The organism is Thermopirellula anaerolimosa (assembly GCF_054657335.1).
Window position 1 is genome coordinate 821,801 of record NZ_BAAHYX010000006.1, and the last position, 18,735, is coordinate 840,535.

Genomic DNA, 18,735 nt, shown 5'->3' on the forward strand with positions numbered 1-18,735 from the left:
CTGATGGACAAACATCTATCCTTTCAGGATTACTCTTCCGCGTCAAGGACGACGGGCACGTCGATCCGTTTTCCCGCTCGGATTACCGTGAAAACCGCCTTGTCGCCGGGTTGTTTCGCATCGAGGATGGTTAAGAGATCATCCACGGATCGAATCGGCGATCCATCGACGGCAACGATCAGGTCGGCAGCGGAGCGGTCGATCTGAGTGGACTCGAAGACCAGCGGTCCTTGCCGTCTGCGGGTGCGAACGACGCGAAATCCTTGAAGACCGGCGCGTTCTGCCGCTCCGCCGGGTCGCAGAACGGCGATCAGCAGGCCTTGTTCGGTCTGCAAGACCTGCACGATTCCAGCGTCCGCCCGCACGACGCGACCGTTGCGGATCAGTTGCTGCACGACGCGCCGGACGTTGTTGGCGGGGATGGCGAATCCGACCCCGGCGCTTTCTCCGGTCTTGCTGGCAATGGCCGTGTTCATGCCGATCATCATGCCGCGGCTATCGATCAAGGGACCGCCCGAGTTTCCCGGATTGATGGCGGCGTCGATCTGGATCATCTGTTTCAACGATCGACCGCTTCGCGGATTGGGCAGCGTCCGATTCAAACTGGAAATGATTCCGGTAGTGAGCGTGCGTTCCAGGCCGAACGGATTGCCGATAGCGAACACGCGCTGCCCGACCTTGAGGTCGGTGGAATCACCCAGGGCCACCGGGATCAGCTTGTCGGCGGGGGCATCGATTTGCAGGACGGCGACATCCGACGGCGGATCGACGCCGACCAGACGGGCATCATAGGACGTTCCGTCGAACAGCGTCACCGAAATCGCATTGGCGTCCTCGACGACGTGGTGATTGGTGACGATATGCCCTTGTCGATCGATGACCGCGCCGCTGCCTTCGCCTTCCGTGATGACGTCCAACAACGGAAAACCGCCCTCGCGAACTCCCCGCGTGCGGATGTTCACCACGGCCCGATTGGTCTTTTCGTAGACCGCGATATTGACCAATTCATCCGGCGTATAGCGACCCGGCGGCGGAAGGACGGCATCCCACGGGGAGGCTTCCGCGACGAAAAGCGGAGGGTCTTGAGCTTGAGCGCGGGCGGATGGCGAGGGCGGAGTCACCGGCACCAAGGGTACGCCGCCTGATTCGGCGAACAAGAAGAGGCAGGCTCCCACCGCCGCAAGCATGAAACTCCACGCGAAAACGGCCCAGATCCTATGTCGCCGCGACATTATTTTCGCTCCTATCCGCCGATGCCCAAGGGCAATATTCGCCCGCCTTTTCGACGCTCGTCTTCCCATCGAACTCTCTTGTTGTACGTTCCAAGCCGGCATTTGAAAAGTCTGCATTCCACCGCGAGAAGCGGGGCTTGAGCCGAGAGAAGAGGGATTTCGGCAGGAGGCGACCGGCGAGCGGCGGATACCCGACGAAATCCGGTCGCATCGGCTCGGAGTTGCCGCGCGGTGGGTCGACGCCGACGGACTACCAATAAGGTTTTTACTCTACGCATGTTCATTAGCTGTCACTGCCGGCACCACAACTTCTTGGGTTCGTCTCAAAAAAAGATCAAGATATTGTTTGTCGGCTTGACCTTTATCGCGACTACCGTAAACTGCGTTTTATGCTTCGTTCGGACTTCCGAACAAGACGGCCCAGGATCACGGATTGACTAGGACTTCTTCCTGAAGGAGCGGGGGATTCTCTCAATCGGCCGTTTCCGCCGGTACATGGATGGCTCCCCGGCTCTTCCCGCATCAAGGTTTGTCGATCCGCTTGACGCTTAGGCGTACGACCGGCGCTGGGGCGACTTGTCGGTATGTTTCAAGCGGGATTGCTTGGACCGGGGACCAGGGATGGACGAACCTACTTCTTGCAAGACGGCTCGGCGCCGCTTTCTCGTCCTCGCCGCCCTTCCGGGCTGCATCCCGTTCCGGACCGCTTGGAGCGGTTCGGAGTCTGTTTCAACCCATCTTCTTTTTTCTTTTGCGAGCGGTCGCAGGATGCGGCCGACAGGAGGACAAGATTATGGCCGTCAAGACGCAGGATCTGAATCGGGACTTCGCGGCGAGGGAGAGCGACAGGACCGGTAAGCCGCTGATCGGGCTGAACATGGATTATTGTGCGGCCACCCGACAGCGTCCCGCCATCGGATATCTAACAGCCGGCTATTTCGACTGTATCATGAAGGCGGGGGCGATTCCCGTCGTGATTCCTCCGCTCTATCAACGAGCCGACGTGGAGCGCGTTCTGGATCAACTGGACGGCTTTGTTTTGATCGGCGGCGCCGACTTGGATCCGCGCCGAGATCGGTGCCAACTCCACTCCACCACGCACCTCATGGATCCCCGCCGCGAGGATTTCGATCGCATGCTGGGCCGGGCGATCTGCGAACACCGCAAACCGGTCCTCGGCATCGGGGCGGGCATGCAACTTCTCAACGTGGTAATGAACGGCACCCTTTCGCTCCACATTCCGGACGATTTCGAGAATGCCATGCCGCATTTCGATCGCAACGACCCGGAGCACCGCCACACACTGACGGTCAAGCCGTCCTCGTTGATCGATCGCGTTTACGGCGAAGGCGAAATTCGCGTGGCCAGTCGCCATCACATGGCGATTCTCGAGCTGGCGGAACCCTTCCAGGCGACGGCCTGGGCGCCGGACGGCATCATCGAAGCCTTCGAGAGCGCGGATCCCGATTGGTTCGCGGTCGGCGTTCAATTCCATCCTGAGTGCGAAGCTGCATCCGCGCTGGACTTCGGGATCTTCGACGAATTCGTCACCGGCGTGCGCAACGGTTCGCGGCAACTGATGCGACTCGTCGCCTGAGAGTCCGTGCAGGCGGAGTTTCTTGATCTTCGGCGTTATTCGGTCAAGCCGATCATGCCGAGTAGCGGCCCACAGTCTCGCTGTAGCCCCGAGAAAAGGGAGGCTTCAGCGGCGGAAGCGCGCGGTTTCCGTTGTGGGCCGCGGCGTCCTTTGCGTGGCAACACCGCGGGCGGCGGTAATAGCCTCTCGCGAGATTACTAGCGCATGGGCCGGAAAACGATGCAGACCGGTGCCCCGACTTGCACGGAGACGCCGGTTGGCTGCAATCGACCGGTGGCCTGGTCGACGGCAAAGACGACCACGTTGTCGGTGTCCTGATTGGCCGCCAGCATAAATCGGCCCCCGGGTGCGAGGGCGAAATTGCGCGGTACCTTTCCGCCGCTCGGGAATCGGTCGATCTCGCTCAACTTGCCGGTCGCCGAGTCGACGGCAAAGGCCGCGATGCTGTCGTGACCGCGGTTGGAAGCATAGGCAAACCGGCCTGAGGGGTGAACCTCGATTTCAGCGGTGGTATTTTGCCCGTCGAATTCGGGAGGCAGCGTCGAGATTGTCTGTAGCAACCGGACGGGAGCCTCGTCCGCGCATGCAAACACCGAAACCGTCGAGGCCAATTCGTTGACGACGTAGAGAAACTTGCCGGTGGGGTGATACGCGCAGTGGCGCGGTCCCGAACCGGGCGGCACGGCGACGCCCGGCGGATTCCACGCCGAGAGCGTGCCCGTCGTCTCGTCCAGTCGATAGAGCAGGACTTGATCGATTCCCAGGTCGGGGACCAATAGGATTCCGCCGCCGGGCGAGAAGATGGTTTGATGAGCGTGCGGACCTTTTTGCCGAGATGCGTTCGGTCCGGAACCTTCGTGTTGAATCACGCAAGAGCGGGGAAGCAAGCGACCGTCGCCATCGAGGGGCAAGACGCTGGTGCTTCCGCTGCCGTAATTCGCCGTGACCAGGCAGCGTCCCCCGGGCGAGACCGCCAGATGGCACGGTCCGGCGCCTCCTACGGCCTCTTGATTCAATTCGCGTAGTTCGCCCGAGGCGTCGTCAATCGCGAACGCGGTGACGGCGCCCCGTTCCGGTCCCTCCGTCTGCCACAACTCGCTGACCGCGTAAAGGCGCGGCAACGTGGGGTGAAACGCTAGGAAAGATGGGTTGCGAACCTCGGCGACCAGCTTAGGGGCGGACAGCGTTCCCTGGACCGTATCCATGTCGCAGGTGTAAATGCCCCGGCTTTCTCCTCGAGTGTAAGTTCCGAAATAGATGCGATACACGGCGTTCCCTTCCGCTCGGCATGGTTGGATCGAAGGCACGGCAAGAGATAGGGCCGAACCCATCAGCAGAATTCGGAACACCGCCTGAAATCCTTGAAAACCATTCAGTTTCATGTTGCAGACTCCCGTTGTTCGGTGCTTGCGAAAACTTGGAAACACTGTGACCGATCACGCCAGCGTGAAATCGGGCAGGGGAACGATTCGACCGCCCTCCATGGCCGATTGGTGGGCACAGATTCCGACGCACGTCCAATTCGCGGACTGAACCGCGTTAGGCCACGGATCGCGATCTTCCACCAGCGCCGAAACGAATTCGTGAACCAAATGGGGATGGGAACCCCCGTGACCCGCCCCCTGGATGAAGGAACGGTGCTGCGGATCCTGAATCGCTTGGGTGAACGGTCGGATCGGTTCCGGCAAGAGGTGCGCGTAGTCGGGCACTTGAATCCTGCTTGGAATCTCCGGTTCCGGCTTCTTGGCCGTGTGCAGGATGTGCGGTTCCCCCTCGACCAAAGTCCACTCGAAACTCTGTTTGCTGCCGTATACGTCGAAACTTTCGCGATATTGCCGGGCCGTATCGTACAGAAAACGCCAGATATGGGCGGCGACGTCGGAGTCCTTGATTTTGATATGACACGATTCCACGGCGAAGGGATTTCCCGACTTCTCACGAATCGTGTCGCGAACCTTCCCCGATCCGAAGCAGGAGACGTATTCGGCGCGACTGTTCATCAAACCCAAACAAGGCCCCACGACATGGGTGGCGTAATGCATGGGGATCATGCGTTCCCAGTATTCGGGCCAACCGTCCATATCTTGGGTGTGGGATGCCTGAAGGTACTGAATTTCGCCCAATTCACCTTTTTCATACATTTCTTTGATGAATAGGAACTCCCGGGAATAGACGACCGTCTCGGCCATCATGTACTTCAGACCGGTTTCTTGTACCAAATCCACGATCCGCCGACAATCTTCGATCGTGGTGGCCATCGGCACGGTACACATGACGTGTTTACCCGCCTTGAGGGCCTCGACCGACATCCAGGCATGATCGGGAATCGGGGAGTTGATGTGGACGAAATCCACGTTCGGATCCGCGAGGACGTCCTCGAAGCGGTGGTATCGCACGGGCACGCCGAAAGTATCGCCGATCTGTTGCAGTCGTTCGGTGTTCCGTTGGCAGATCGCATACATTTCAGCTTGCGGGTGCTTTTGGTAGATGGGAATGAATTCCGCTCCAAAGCCCAGGCCGATGATTGCCACGCGGACGTTGTTCTTGGCCATCTGAGTTTCTCCCATTTCATGGATTCTCGCCTGCCGTCGCCGGAAATCCCCGTATTCCGCTGCCGCCGGCAAGAGACTCATCTTGCGGTCTTTGCCTCTTGCGCCCGGCTCGTCCCGCTCACGGCATTGCGTTCGCTTTCGCGAATTTATGGTCGCGCGATCGATGCCCGAGCCTTTTCTGCTTGCTTCTTCCATTGGGCGGCGGTGCCTAATAGATTAAAGGTTGAATCAACCCGCCGCAACTTTGAGCACGTCGCTAAGGGGGAGAGGTGCGGCGTCGCGTCGTCGTGATCGGTCGGACGTCGCTTCGGCGGTGGGCGGGTGCGCTCATCAACACGAGGAAAAGAACATCTGTCGGCATTCTAGGGAAGGCCAAGAGTTATGACGGGACGCATGCGAGGACGGCACGAGGCCGACCGCTCAACCGCGGCGGCGACGGTTTTTTCGGGCGTTTTGGGGATCGTTTTGGTGCTAGCGGCGACGGGTTCCCCGGCCTTGGGACAAAACTTTCGGCGGGGGGGGCAGGAATTCCTCTATCTTCGACCGATCGCATTGCCCGCGGACGCATCCGCCCCGATTGTCGTGGTCGAGTTCTATCATCACGGCGCCATTTCCAGCGACGGGAAGAACGTGATCGTGGCGACCGGCAACGAGTTGCCGCCTATGCGAGTGCTGCAACTGGGTCCGGGAGATTTCTGCCGTCTTGCGTTTCAGACCATATCTACTCGGGCGCCCTATGAGATTCTTTACGGAGGACCGGCGTTTCCTGACGACAGACGCCCGGCCTGGACCGCCGAGGACGGGCTGTTGCTGGAGACGCGGGAATATCGGGACTGCAACTTGAACAGTCTGGATTCGGTCCGTCAAGCCTTCGCAGCAGCCAAGCCCTTCGGAGCGGACTACGTGACCGGCATCCAACACGCGGGGAATCCGTTCACGCTGAGTCCTGCGCCCTATTTCAGCAGATACTCGGGCGTCTTGAACATCGCTCGCGGCGGCGTTTACGGTTTCTTCACATCCAGTCAGGATTGCAGTTTCTTGTTGATCGACGGCAAAGTAGTGGCCGAGGCCCCCGGACGCCATCCGCCGACCCGCTGGGCCACTCCGGACACGCGGCGTGATATTCGACTCGAGGCCGGGCGGCACCGTTTCGAGTACTACCACGCCTCCACGACTGAGGCCGGGATGGCGGTAGCCGCTTGGGAGGTCGATCCCAAGGCTCCTAAACCGGCGGCCCCGACGGCCATTCCGCCGGAAGTCTTTCGCGCCGACGTCATCGTTCGTCCGCAGGTCGGCCCGCCTTCCGCGCCGGATCAGCGATTTCTGCCGGACTTTAACTTCCGGATCGTCAGCGACGTGCCTTTGCCCGACAACGACGTCCCCATGATCGCCGTCGAGTTCGCGGAGGCGGGACCGAGTGCCCTGGCGGGATCGCCGCGCATTGTTTGGGACTTCGGGGATGGACAAACGGCGGAGGGCGCCAAGGTGGGCCACGTGTTCCTGCGACCGGGAATCTACTCGGTCCGATTGTCCTTGATTCGGGCGGGCCGCCCCTTCCAAATAACGAATCGCATCCAAGTCGACCGGCCGAGATTGAAGCCGCAAGACAAAGCCCTGACTTTGGACGACGTGACGGCCGTCCTGGAGGGTTATCAACCGGCGAAGTTGGACGCGCCCTCGCTGCTGCAATTGGTTTCCGCCTATTTAGCCAAAGCCGATCAGTATTTGCCGCCCCCGCCCCCCAACACGATTTTCGTTGATGAGGATCAGGCCGCGACGTCGAAGCCGCAAGACCTGAAGACCCTCGCGCAGCAGCGAATCAAGTACCAACAAGCCGCACTCGATGCCGTCAAGACGGTTTTTTCGGGACCGGCGGAGGGTACCGGCGAAGAGTCGGTTTGGCTGCAATTGGCGGCGCTGGGAGAGTCGTTGGCGAGGGAGGTTTTCGGGGATGCCGCAGCGGCGGTTGCAATTCGGCAGGGGTGCTTGGCACGAGTCCGTTCCCCCGGCGCCAAAGCCGAGTGCCTCGTGGCGGTAGCCGACATCATGATCAACGATTTGGCTGATCCCAATGCCGCCAAGCCGCAATTGGATGAAGCGGAAAGGCTCTTGTCCGGCAATGTGGGCAATTCCGCCGCGAACCGGGCTTATCAGCGAGTCCTCGGTGATTACTACGCCGCGGTGGGAAACTCCGAATCAGCCGTGGCCGCCTATCGCCGGGCCGAAGAATTGGCAAGCGGTCGACGGAACGATATTGAGCGGACCGCCTGGCGCGGCGCGCATAGTCGCTCCACCGAAGAGTTTTTACAGAATGCCGAATGGGAACGAGCCATCCATGAGATTCGGCTTTGGCAAGATGAATTTCCCGCCGATATGATCGAGGGCTATCTGCCCCTTTTGACGGCGAAGTATTGGGCCGGTCGCAAGCGTCACGACCTCGTGACGGCGCTGGCGGATCGCCTGCTTGCGGTCAATCCTTATTCGCCCTACATCGAAGAATTGTTGGTGCTGTCGGCGCAGAGCGACGTTGCGAGGGGGCAAGTCGATCGCGCCGTCGCAACGTTGGAGTCCCTGCTGAAAGACTACCCCGGCAGTCCTTTGGTAGGCGAAGCGCGGCAAATGTTGGAGAAACTGCGTCAATCACCCAGTCGGCTGCAATGAGCTTGCGGCGGAATTGTCGCGGCATTGGCGGAGAAACGAGACATGATCCCATCGACGGAACAAGTTCGAAATATGAGCCGCCGCTCACGGCATTACCGGCTTTTGGTGTTCGCGTTATTCCTGTGCGCATGCGTGCCGTTGTGGATTGAGGTCCCGGCCCGGGCCGCCGATCTCACGCTGCGAGTCGGCGGTGACTTGGCGATTCGCGCCGTGGGCGCCGTGCGACGCTGGGATCAGGACGGGAATCCCACCCGTGAGGTGGACCCCAAGGCGAAGATCGATGCCCCGGTGTTCGACGCGACGGGTGAAAAGTCGGGAAATGTCTGGGTGCTGCGGAACCTCAAGCCGGGCCGATACGATCTGATTCTGTTGGGCGAGGGGCGAGTGCGGATCGACGGGTTCGATTTCGCTCCCGTTCTAGAGTTCGACCCCTTCTTCAAGGGCGACAGCCAAGTGGACGAGGATGCGCGGGCATGGGTGGAGGAGGATATTCGGGCGTCGCGGCATTATGAGAATAAGGTCGAACCGCTCTATTTCGGCGGCGACGAAAAGACGATCCGCGTCCTGGTCATGCTGATTCGGGATTTGCCGACCAGTTACGAGGGGGATTTCCCCGGCGCGGCGACGATTCGCCACGAGATTTGGCAGTATTCCTGGGCCTACGGCGGTTGGAAGAAGGAAAAGCGGACGCGGGTGCTGGATCGCTGCATTCTCCACCGAGATGAATTACGGCAATGGACTTGGTTGTGGGACCCAGGTTTGGGCGGAATCGAAATCGGAAAGGAATCCGTCGAAATCGAGTATCGATTGCCGGACCTGCGGACTAAGTCTTTGAAGGGGCTGTACCCTTACTGATCGGGGCTTCCATTGTCTTCGATGGCCGTGGGCGACGATCCGCCCGCGGAGGGGTTCGGGTTTGTGTCCGCCGCGAAAAAATCGTCAAAAGCTTGCGTTTGCAGGTTATAATCTGAGGTAAATGCTTTGTCGCGATCGGCCGCGGCACGCCGCTTGGAGCGTCCTCCTTTCCCAGCGGTGATTCGGCCCCGGATTTGGCTCGAGATTGCATGGCGATTCACGGGGAAACCAGCTTCGAGATGTGTGCCTTGGCCAGTAGGCTGGTCACTCAAGCCCATCTGGATGAGGCCAAGGTTGCTCTGGGGGCGGGCCCCGGTTTCGCGGCGGGTTCGGCCGTTTACGAAGAGCGATTGGCCCAGAAGTTGGTCGAGTTGGGACACCTGAACGCCTGGCAGGCCAAACAACTCCTGGAAGGCCGCACCAAGTTCAATCTTGGCCCGTACCGAATCATCGATTCGATCGGGCGGGGCGGGATGGGCCAGGTCTTCAAGGGAGAGCATACGGTTCTGCATCGCGTCGTGGCGGTCAAGGTTTTGCCGCGGCACAAGTCCAACCCCGAGGCGGTCCAGAACTTCTTGCGCGAGATTCGCGCCCAGGCCATGCTGGACCATCCCAATTTGGTCCGTGCTCTGGATGCCGGGATGGACGGCAACGTGGTTTATCTGGTCACCGAATACGTGCCGGGCAATGATTTGCGGAAGTTGATTCGGCAGTTCGGTCCCTTGCGAATGCACGCCGCGGCGTCGATCATCTCTCAGGTTGCCGCCGGGTTGCACCATGCCCACCAAAAAGGCCTCGTCCACCGCGACGTCAAGCCGGGAAACATTCTGGTGACGGGGCAAGGCTTTGCGAAGCTTTCCGATCTCGGACTTGCCGGTCCCGCGGGACGCGACGCAGTCCACGATCCTCGGCACGGCAGGATCGTGGGGACCGTCGATTATCTTTCGCCGGACCACATCCGCCATCCGCACAATCCCACGCCCGCCTGGGACATCTACTCGCTCGGTTGCACGTTGTACTACGCGGTGACCGGGAAGGTGCCTTTTCCGGGAGGCGGTACGGCCGACAAGGTGCGAGCCCATTGCGAGTTGAAACCGCTCGACCCGCGACGACTCAATCCCGAACTGGACGCGGCCTTCGTGGACGTAATGGCGGATATGATGGCCAAGGATCCGAACGATCGGATCGGATCGGCGTCGGAGGTCATCGCGAGGCTGTCCCCGTGGGCGGATATCCCGTATCCTCTGGACGAATCGGCGTGGTTACGGTCGGCGGCCGACCGCCCTCGAAGAAGACGACTGCGCGTCGCCGTGCCTCTTTCTTGGGACAAGCTCCACCTGGCCGAGACCAAGCCGAACCTGCCGGCCATCAGCGGCGTCGTTCCTCTGGAAACGGAGACGAACGCCGATCCGAACACGACCGGCACTCTCATCGAACCGTCGGCACTCCCGATCGGACTATCCCGTACGCTGAAACCGGCGGGGGCAAAGGGGGTAGTCGGTCCGATGATATTCTTCGTTGTGTTGCCGGCACTGCTCATGACGGCGGTCTTCGTGTTCTGGAAGTTCTTTCTGCATCAACTCTGAATTGCCGTCGCTGAGCCTGATTTATTTCGCATCGCTCACCGAACCCCGGCTTCGGAACACAGCGCGATCGTTGTGAACCGACCCCCTAGAGGACTCTGCGCGGCAATTCAGTGCCGCGTGCCGTGGACAGGAGGGGAGCGACATCATAAGATGGCGTTTCGCCTCCATTCCGAAGTGAGGGGCGATCCGGAGAGAAACGCGGGGCTTCGTCGCGCGATTAAAAGTGGGTGCGTCCTGCTCGCATGGACCGTCACTTACCGCAAGGCCGGAGCGGGGCGTGTTCGAATGCCGCTTGTGATCGCACGGTTTGGGACGCTATGCTGCCGAGGGTTCTCGAGACGGCGAGAAGGGACCGCCGGGCTGATGCGTGAGTTCGCGAAAGACTTCCAGCGTCATCTGATCGGCATACTCGGCTTGGCTCTGATCGGATGCGCGGTCTACTATCTGATGGTTCCGCCTTCCAGCGAATTTCACCTCATGTCCGAGGCGGCGTGCCGTCGCATGGGCATATTGTGCATCTTGCTTTGGCTTGCCTACCCCGAGGTCAAAAGGCTTCCCGCCTGGTTGGCCCTTTCCGTCCCGTTTGTGACGGCGATCGTGGTGTTTCGCCCACGCTATGCGCTAGTGCTGGGGCCTCTGGTACTGTTGATCTTGTTTCTTCGGCCAAGAAAGAGCGGCAAGACGCCGCCCAAGGAAAAGGCGCGGCGGAAGACCGCCGATGACGGGTCGTAAAGTTCGTCGAAGCGGGTTTCAGTTCGGCGTGTCCAGATAAGGATCTTGCCCCATCTGCCGCTGCATCTTCTTTCGCTCGCGTTCGAAGTGCATAAGGGCCTGGCGATCCCGAAAATGGCGGCGCTCGATTTTGCGTTGGGCCTTTCGAAACAGGGACGCCAATTCGGGAAACAATCGTTGGGCGCGTCGCCCCAGCGCAGCGTATCGCTCAGCACGCTTCGGTCCGAGTCCTTTTTCCAAGAGTTCGTCTTCCAAAGACAGGAATTGGCGGAAAGAACCCGGGTCGCCTTGTCGTCCGCAACGCCCTCGCAACTGCCAATCGATGCGGGCGGCGTCGTGCATCTCGGTACAAATCACGTGAAGCCCGCCGAGTTCCGCCACACCGGGACCCAAACGGATATCCGTTCCGCGACCGGCCATGTTGGTGGAAACCGTCACACGGCGCATCTTGCCGGCCTCGGCGACGATGGCCGCTTCCTTTTCGACGTGATGCGCGTTCAATACTTCATGCTCGATCCCTCGCTGCTTCAGCAAACTGGAAAGGAATTCCGACTTCTCGATCGACCGCGTCCCAATCAGTACGGGACGTCCCAAGGCGTGCATTTCGCACGTCTCATCGACCACCGCCTTCCACTTTTCCTCTTCGGTGCCGAAGATCAAATCGGGCAGACGCTTGCGGATGCTGGGGCGATTGGTGGGAATGATGATGACCGGGCACTTGTAGATGCGGCGCAATTCTCGACTGGAGTCGCGACCGGTTCCCGTCATACCGGCCAGGTGGCGATAGCGAAGGAAGAAGTCCTGCACGGTCACGCGGGCGGCCTGTCCCGTGGCGACTGTGACCTCCACCCCTTCTTTGGCCTCCACCGCCTGATGGATGCCGTCTCGCCACTTTCTTCCTTCGGCCAAGCGGCCCGTGAACTCGTCCACGATCACGATCTCTCCGTCGCGTACTACATACTCGCGGTCGCGAATGAAGTCGCGCGCCACCTTAATCGCCCGCTCAAGGTATTCATAAACGTGGAACATACCGACCGCCGCCATGGCGTCGGGCTTGGGCAGTTGCCGCGCTTTGCGTCGCCCCGCCCGAGTCAGTTCCACCGACTTCTTCTCGTGATCGTACTCGTAGTCTTCATCTTCCAGGAACTGCTCGGCCACGCTCGCCGCCCATTTGTAACACTCCACCGCGATCTTTTCCTCTTCCGTCGGCAGGGCGCTGATGATGAGTGGCGTTCGGGCTTCGTCGATGAGGATGCTGTCCGCTTCGTCCACCAACGCGAAGAACGGTTCCCGTTGGACGGGTTGCTCTCCGCGCTCTCCGCTCTGATCGGCGAGCATGCCGCCGATGAGATCGCTTTGTCCCTCGCGGATCTTGCGCAGGAGCAAGCGGTCGCGCAAGAAGTCGAAACCGAACTCTTTGGCCGTTCCGTAGGTGACGTCGGCGGCGTACGCTTTTCTCCGCGCCTGTTGCGCCATATCGGTCTGGATTACCCCAACGGTGAGACCCAGGGCCTCGTAGATGGGGCCCATCCACTCGGCGTCGCGTTTGGCGAGGTAGTCGTTGACCGTGGCCAAATGGCAGCCCTGCCCGGCCAACGCGTACAGGTACATGGGCAGCGTGGCGGTGAGCGTCTTACCTTCACCCGTCTGCATTTCCACAATTGCGTGATGAAACAGGGCGATTCCGCCCAGGATTTGGACGTCGAAATGCCGCATGTTCAATCGGCGGCGCCCCGCCTCGCGGACCAAGGCGTAGGCTTCGGGGAGCAGACGACCGAGCGGTTCGCCGCTCCGAGCGCGGTAGCGCAGGGCCAGGCTCTGCTTGCGCAGGTCGGAGTCCGACAGGGATTGACATTGTGGTTCCAGTCCCTTGATTCGAGACACCAAGGGCTTCCAGTGCGATATCCACGCATGAGAGGGGATCGGAAGAACGGCGGCGAGATTCAGTCCGGCTGACGGCATGACAATTCTTTTCGTACCTGACGGATTCCTCGATGGTGGGGGGCCGCTTAGTGGCTTCATCGTGGATTATAGGGAGTCTCGCGGGAAACCGGGATGCGACTCGGTCGGCGACCGACGACGCCGGGGGCACGCGGTCCGATTCGCGACCGCCGCCGGTTTTCCCGATTGTCACGGCGATTCCTGAGCTACATTTCATTACCCAACCATACCTTTTTTCCCACCCTCGCGGAGGCTTTCCCGGCGTTCGGCCGACTGCCGCCGCTTTCGATCGCGATGGTGACACGACTATGGACAATTCTCGACAATTACGGCAGCGACTCTTTGTCGATCCGGAGGTGCAGGCGGCACTGATTCTCCGGGTCGTGACCTATTGGATGCTATGCCTGGCCGCCGTAGCCTTGATGTTGGTATGTTGGCAGATCATCGCGGGCCCACCGCGACCGATCTTCGCTCATTTGGAAGACTTGTGGTTTCGCTTTGGGCCGCCGTTTTTCGCTTCTCTCGTAGTATTGCCGTTGATCTTGATGGACATCATCCGACTGAGCAACCGGTTTTCGGGGCCTCTGATTCGCGTGCGGCGCTCCATGCGGGCTCTGGCACGGGGCGAAACGGTTCCGCTTTTGCGATTCCGGCAGGGCGACTTCTGGAAAGATTTCGCCGACGAGTTCAACGCAGTCGCGCAGCGCGTTGAGGAGTTGGAACGGATTCTCCAAGCGGGCGGTATGGTCCGCCGGGATTCCGAACGCAGCGACTCTCCCGCAGTCGCGGAGAAGCAGGCACGGTTGCCTCGAGAAGAATCCGGTTCGATCCGGCCCATGGTGTTATCAACGGGTGGAGCGGATTATCTGCCGCCCAGTTTGGTGGACCAAGGGTGATCGGGGCAGTCTCGGCCTGCATGGTCGGTGCACGTGCCAGGGAGCAACCAACGCCGGTCGTGCCGCCGGATCGCGCATGAACCCACCGAGTTTCCATGATTGCCGCCGCTTCTCAGCGGCGCTATACTCAAAGCAGTGAACAGTGGCGCGGCAACCCGGCGCTTACTCCCGCGATGTGCGGATGGCGATCGTTTGCCGATCACGGCGCAATGTCCGTTAAGGCCGTCTCGGCCCCGGTGGCGATCGCGAGTGCATCCGGTCTCGGATTCCGACGCTACCTGCGTAGTCCCGTCGCTTCATTCCAACTATTTGAGGGAGACTGCATCATGTTGAGTCGTCGAAGCTTCGTTGGTACGTCCGCCGCCGTGATCGGAACTCTGGCGGCGCCGCGTTGGCTGGTCGGCATCGCGTCGGCCCAGGATGCCAAGTTGGCCCAGGGTGCTCCGCACGCCGAAAAGCTGGGATGGCGGTTGGGCTGTCAGGCCTATAGCTTCAATCGTTTCAGCTTTTTTGAAGCCATCAAGAAGAACGCCCAGGTGGGTTTGCGCTATATCGAGGCGTATCCGGGCCAACGTTTGGCGCCGGAAGGCGACGCCAAGTTCGATGAATCCCTCTCCGCGGAGGGACGACGCGAGGTCAAGGCGCGACTCGCCGACGCGGGAATCAAGTTGGTGAATTACGGCGTGCGAGGACTGGGAGGCAACGCCGACGATAATCGCCGGGTCTTTGATTTCGCGAAGGATATGGGCATCGAGACGATCGTTTCCGAACCGCCCTTCGACGCGTTCGACGCCATTGAACCTTTGTGCAAAGAATACGAAATCAACGTCGCGCTCCACAACCATCCGAAGCCTTCCATCTACTGGAACCCGGATACCGTCCTGAAGGTCTGCGAAGGCCGGAGCAAACGCATCGGCGCCTGCGCCGATACCGGTCACTGGATGCGATCGGAAATCGTCCCCTTGGAAGCGGTCAAGAAGATGGAAGGACGCATCATCTGCTTCCATTTCAAGGACTTGAATCAATTCGGCGGCGGAGCGCACGACGTGCCGTGGGGAACCGGCAAGGCGGATGTGCCGGCACTGTTGCGGGAGATTCACCGCCAGGGTCTCAAGGCGGTGTTCTCCATCGAATACGAATACAACTGGGAAAACTCGCTCCCCGAAATCGCCGAGTGCGTCAAGTTCTTCGATCGCGTCGCCAAAGAAATTCTCGAAAGCTGAGCCTTGGCCGCGGCGTGGGCGTAAACGATCGGATCGCCGCTCGGCGATCCGTGGCGTGCCGCGATTCTTAGGGTGTCCCGATCCCGCTGCGACGCTTTCATGCGGCGCGGCGGGATCTTTTTGGGGGAGGGTTGCACGCCGACCTTGTACTACGGGGCCGGAATAAGCTCGACCTCGGCGATGGACGCGAACGGCTGGTTGCGGATTTCCCGGAGTGCAACGATTCGGAGGAATCGCGCCTTTTGCGGATCGGCGAAGATGATTTCCCTCTCCACCGCTCGGTTATCCCAGGACGGCTTTGCCACCGTAGTCCAAGTGGTGCCGTCATCGCTCACTTGGATTTCGCATTCCGCCAATTGTCCGTTAGGGTTCCCGTCTTGACGAGGCAAGAGGCGAAGACCTCGGAGCGAAACCGCTTGCCGCAATTCCAGCGTCCAATGATGGGGAAGCGGCGCGGGACTGGGATTCCAGGCGGTGTGCCACATGGTCTCGGTATTGCCGTCCACGGCACGCTCCGGTTCGAATCCCGGTTCGCTACTATCGGCGGTTGCCCGTGCTTCGAGTTGTTCCAACAGGCCCGGGGTACGCCATAATCCATCCCACGCGGTTCGTTCCAGCGAGACCGTTGGTGCGAATTCCGACGAGGCGACGTAGCGGAGTAGACAGGATAGCAATTGCCTCGCCGCAGGCCGTTCGTCCAGGTTCTTCGATAGATCGATACTGCACGCCAGCAAACGTCCTTTGCCCACGCGCGCTTCCCAAATCAATCCCAGTTTTCGAGCGTCGCACCAGTCATCAATCGGTTGGATGATGGGGCGCAATTCACGCGGCAGACCGTCCAGGACCATCGGCTTACAGAAGTCCAGCAACTCTTGCCACTGCCAATCGGCGTGGAAGGCCGTCGGGAAATCCTTCAGGGCCGGGTGCTCCGGACGGCAGACGATGCCCACCATATGAACCGTTTGCGTAGGAAACGTGATCCGATTCCAAAAGATGGGCTGGAACGTGCCTCGCGTTCGACCGGCGACACGCCCGGCGGGCACCATCAGGATCACCCGGTTGCCTTCGTTTGCCGATTGCCAAGCCGTCTCGGGGTCGTCGCTGAGCGTTACGCCGCTGGGAATCTCGATCGGCGGAGCCTTGGGATAGATCCAAATCTTCCAATCGTTTTCGATCGGTGTGCCTTCCAGTGTCGCGGTCAACGTCAATTCGGCGGGGGCTGGCAGATCGGCAGCCAAGACGCTCGATTCGCCGATCTTGCTAACGCGCCCCGTCGGGATGTCCGAGGCCGTCAACTCGCCCTCCACGAACACGCGTTCCTTATCGTGGAGTCGCCAGTTCACGACGACTTGGTCGAGCGGGCGAGGTCCGTAGTGGGCTGCGTCCAACTGAAACAGGATCGTTTCGTCCGCTGTGAATACCCGTTTTTTCATTCTGACCAGCAGCACCGTGGAGTAGCAGAACCGACGGTATTCCTCCGGCGAACAGTACCCTTTGGATTCCCAGAAGGCGTCCAGTACGCCCACGGGAGCGGTTCCCTGTCCGGGGAAATCATGAAGATCGAGCAGTTGGAAACCCGCCATGCCGGGCGTCCTCAAGGCCGTTTCGATCTCCTGTTTGTAAAGCGCCACTTGGAATCGTCCGGATGCCGCGAGGAATTCTTCGGCTTGCTCCCACAGACCCTTCCGCTGGAGAATTTCGCGAAAGACCTCGACGTTGGAACCACGGAAGAAGCCCGTATATTTTTCCGGTTCCGACACGACGTTGGGATAGGCGCACCACTGGCCGATCTCGTGACTGACGACGGGAATCCCTTGCTTTTCGATGTGCTCGCGGTAATCGTCCCAAGTTTGCGGCGCTTTATCCAACTGGAGCGGTCCCCAGGCCTGCAAACGGGGAGCGTGTTGCACGTGATACTGATTAGCCGGAATCGTGGGCCAACCGGATCCGGCGGTATAGGCGTGTCTCCCATCGCTCCGCCGTTGAGTTTCGACCCAACGGGTCAAGAACGCGTCGCGGTTGCGTCCTCCCGGTTCATTCGACGCGGCCATCAAGAGGAGGGAGGGGTGATTCCCGTAGTATTTCCGGATGCGGGCGGCCTCGCTGTACACGAAGGCGTCGACGGGCGTGCCGTCCCCGAACGCCGCCCAGCATGAGCATTCCACTTGGTAGTACATGCCCATCTCGTCGGCAGCTTGAAAAGCCGCCTCGGGCGGACACCACGAGTGGAACCGCAAGTGATTCAGGCCGTAGGACTTGGCCGTCGCCAAAATCCGACGCCACGACTCCACATCCATCGGCGGGTGTCCCGTGCGGGGGAATATGCAGCACTCCAAAGTTCCCCGCAGAAAGATCGGGCGCCCGTTGACGGTGAATTGCGTCCCCTGGATGGCGAGGTCGCGAAATCCGAACGCGGCGGAGACGGCGTCGGCGATTTCCGCGTCGGAGTTCGCATCCGCGGTAAGTCGCGCGGAAAGCTGATACAACGCGGGGTCGAATTCGTCCCATGGTTTGGCCGTTTCATCGAGACGATAGTCGAGCGTGACCTGCCCGCCGTCTTCATCCCACTGAACCGGGTATTCCCGAGCAGGATAAGTCTGTGCGCCGGCGTCGTTCGCGCCATTCCTGGAGACGGCTTGCAAGGTGATCGTCCCCCGACCTCGCGATCCGGTTCGGTTTCCCAGCGTGATTTTCGCCTCCACCGACTTCCTCGCATAACTGGGGAATATCTGGAGTTCCTCGATCCAGACGGGCGAACTACTCCGCAGTTCCAACCGCCCCACGATGCCGTTCCAATTCCCCTGCGTCTCGTCCGAAATACTATGGGCGCTGGTGCCCACGGGAATCAGGTAACTGTTATCGACGCGAATCGTGATCCGGTGCCGACCCGGCGTGAGTTCATTCGACAGGTCGTAGACGTGCGGCGCGGCTAAGGAGTCGGCGAAACCGATCGCGCGGTCATCGACCCAAACGTCGGTCCGCCAGTGAGCACGCTCGAGAAAGAGAGTCACTCGGCGACCCGCCCATGTTTGCGGAATCTCGACCTCTCGCTGATACCACGCCGGTCCCACGTAGTGCCTTGGCGGCGTGAGGAAGAATGGGCAGAGGAAGTTCTCGTCCGAAAAGAATTCCGCGAAGCGGGGATCGTTTTGCAATTTCAACCCTATGCCCGCCAACCATTTGCTTTCCCGAGTGGGCGGAAAACCGTAACCTTGGGCTTGGAGCATGCCGGGTAGCTCGATTCGATCAGGCAGGGTCTCGGAATACCACCCTCCTTGCACGCCTTCATCTTGGGGATCCAGGCGGAATCGCCATGTTCCCTGCAAAGGGAGCACATCCTCCGCGGCCACGCACATTCCTTCGAAAAACGAGAGACCGACGCACGCGATCGTCGCCAAGACGCAACACCATCCGCGATGCAACATGGCTATACTCCCCAAAGTTCCCCAAAATCCCTGCG

12 protein-coding genes are annotated in these 18,735 nt (G+C 60.4%); 7 read left to right on the plus strand and 5 right to left on the minus strand.

Going from position 1 to position 18,735, the window contains the following annotated elements:
- Nucleotides 1-29: 29 nt before the first annotated feature.
- Nucleotides 30-1,232: a S1C family serine protease gene (locus ACYQ6J_RS09195; RefSeq protein ID WP_460183885.1), complete on the minus strand. Its 1,203-nt coding sequence runs from the start codon at nt 1,230-1,232 to the stop codon at nt 30-32.
- A gap of 793 nt (nt 1,233-2,025) precedes the next feature.
- Between ACYQ6J_RS09195 and ACYQ6J_RS09200 the strand changes: the two genes are divergently transcribed.
- Nucleotides 2,026-2,829, plus strand: coding sequence for a gamma-glutamyl-gamma-aminobutyrate hydrolase family protein (locus ACYQ6J_RS09200; protein ID WP_460183886.1), 804 nt, complete (start codon nt 2,026-2,028; stop codon nt 2,827-2,829).
- A 197-nt stretch (nt 2,830-3,026) separates the two neighbouring features.
- Here ACYQ6J_RS09200 and ACYQ6J_RS09205 read toward each other — a convergent pair whose 3' ends face one another.
- On the minus strand, nt 3,027-4,211 hold the full coding sequence (locus ACYQ6J_RS09205) for a lactonase family protein (RefSeq protein WP_460183887.1): 1,185 nt from the start codon (nt 4,209-4,211) through the stop codon (nt 3,027-3,029).
- A 54-nt stretch (nt 4,212-4,265) separates the two neighbouring features.
- Entirely contained in the window at nt 4,266-5,381 is a 1,116-nt protein-coding gene (locus ACYQ6J_RS09210; protein WP_460185537.1) for a Gfo/Idh/MocA family protein, read from the minus strand.
- A 381-nt stretch (nt 5,382-5,762) separates the two neighbouring features.
- Here ACYQ6J_RS09210 and ACYQ6J_RS09215 point away from each other — a divergent pair, with 381 nt between their 5' ends.
- The 4 genes from ACYQ6J_RS09215 to ACYQ6J_RS09230 all read left to right on the plus strand — a co-directional run bounded on the left by ACYQ6J_RS09215 (nt 5,763) and on the right by ACYQ6J_RS09230 (nt 11,215).
- Entirely contained in the window at nt 5,763-8,042 is a 2,280-nt protein-coding gene (locus ACYQ6J_RS09215; protein WP_460183888.1) for a PKD domain-containing protein, read from the plus strand.
- A gap of 42 nt (nt 8,043-8,084) precedes the next feature.
- Entirely contained in the window at nt 8,085-8,897 is an 813-nt protein-coding gene (locus ACYQ6J_RS09220) for a hypothetical protein (protein ID WP_460183889.1), read from the plus strand.
- 209 nt (nt 8,898-9,106) lie between these two features.
- Nucleotides 9,107-10,483, plus strand: a complete 1,377-nt coding sequence (locus ACYQ6J_RS09225) for a serine/threonine-protein kinase (RefSeq protein WP_460183890.1) — start codon at nt 9,107-9,109, stop codon at nt 10,481-10,483.
- A gap of 363 nt (nt 10,484-10,846) precedes the next feature.
- On the plus strand, nt 10,847-11,215 hold the full coding sequence (locus ACYQ6J_RS09230) for a hypothetical protein (protein ID WP_460183891.1): 369 nt from the start codon (nt 10,847-10,849) through the stop codon (nt 11,213-11,215).
- A gap of 18 nt (nt 11,216-11,233) precedes the next feature.
- On the opposite strand, the gene ACYQ6J_RS09235 is transcribed toward ACYQ6J_RS09230, so the two are convergent.
- Complete coding sequence (locus tag ACYQ6J_RS09235) at nt 11,234-13,177, minus strand: preprotein translocase subunit SecA (protein ID WP_460183892.1); 1,944 nt, start codon at nt 13,175-13,177, stop codon at nt 11,234-11,236.
- Between the two features lie 287 nt (nt 13,178-13,464).
- Here ACYQ6J_RS09235 and ACYQ6J_RS09240 point away from each other — a divergent pair, with 287 nt between their 5' ends.
- Entirely contained in the window at nt 13,465-14,052 is a 588-nt protein-coding gene (locus ACYQ6J_RS09240) for a hypothetical protein (protein WP_460183893.1), read from the plus strand.
- Between the two features lie 326 nt (nt 14,053-14,378).
- Nucleotides 14,379-15,275 carry a sugar phosphate isomerase/epimerase family protein gene (locus ACYQ6J_RS09245; RefSeq protein ID WP_460183894.1) on the plus strand — a complete coding sequence of 299 codons (897 nt, stop codon included), beginning with the start codon at nt 14,379-14,381 and terminating at the stop codon, nt 15,273-15,275.
- Nucleotides 15,276-15,424: 149 nt separating this feature from the next.
- Here the strand turns inward: ACYQ6J_RS09245 and ACYQ6J_RS09250 are convergent, their stop codons facing one another.
- Nucleotides 15,425-18,700: a discoidin domain-containing protein gene (locus ACYQ6J_RS09250; RefSeq protein ID WP_460183895.1), complete on the minus strand. Its 3,276-nt coding sequence runs from the start codon at nt 18,698-18,700 to the stop codon at nt 15,425-15,427.
- Nucleotides 18,701-18,735 lie beyond the last annotated feature (35 nt).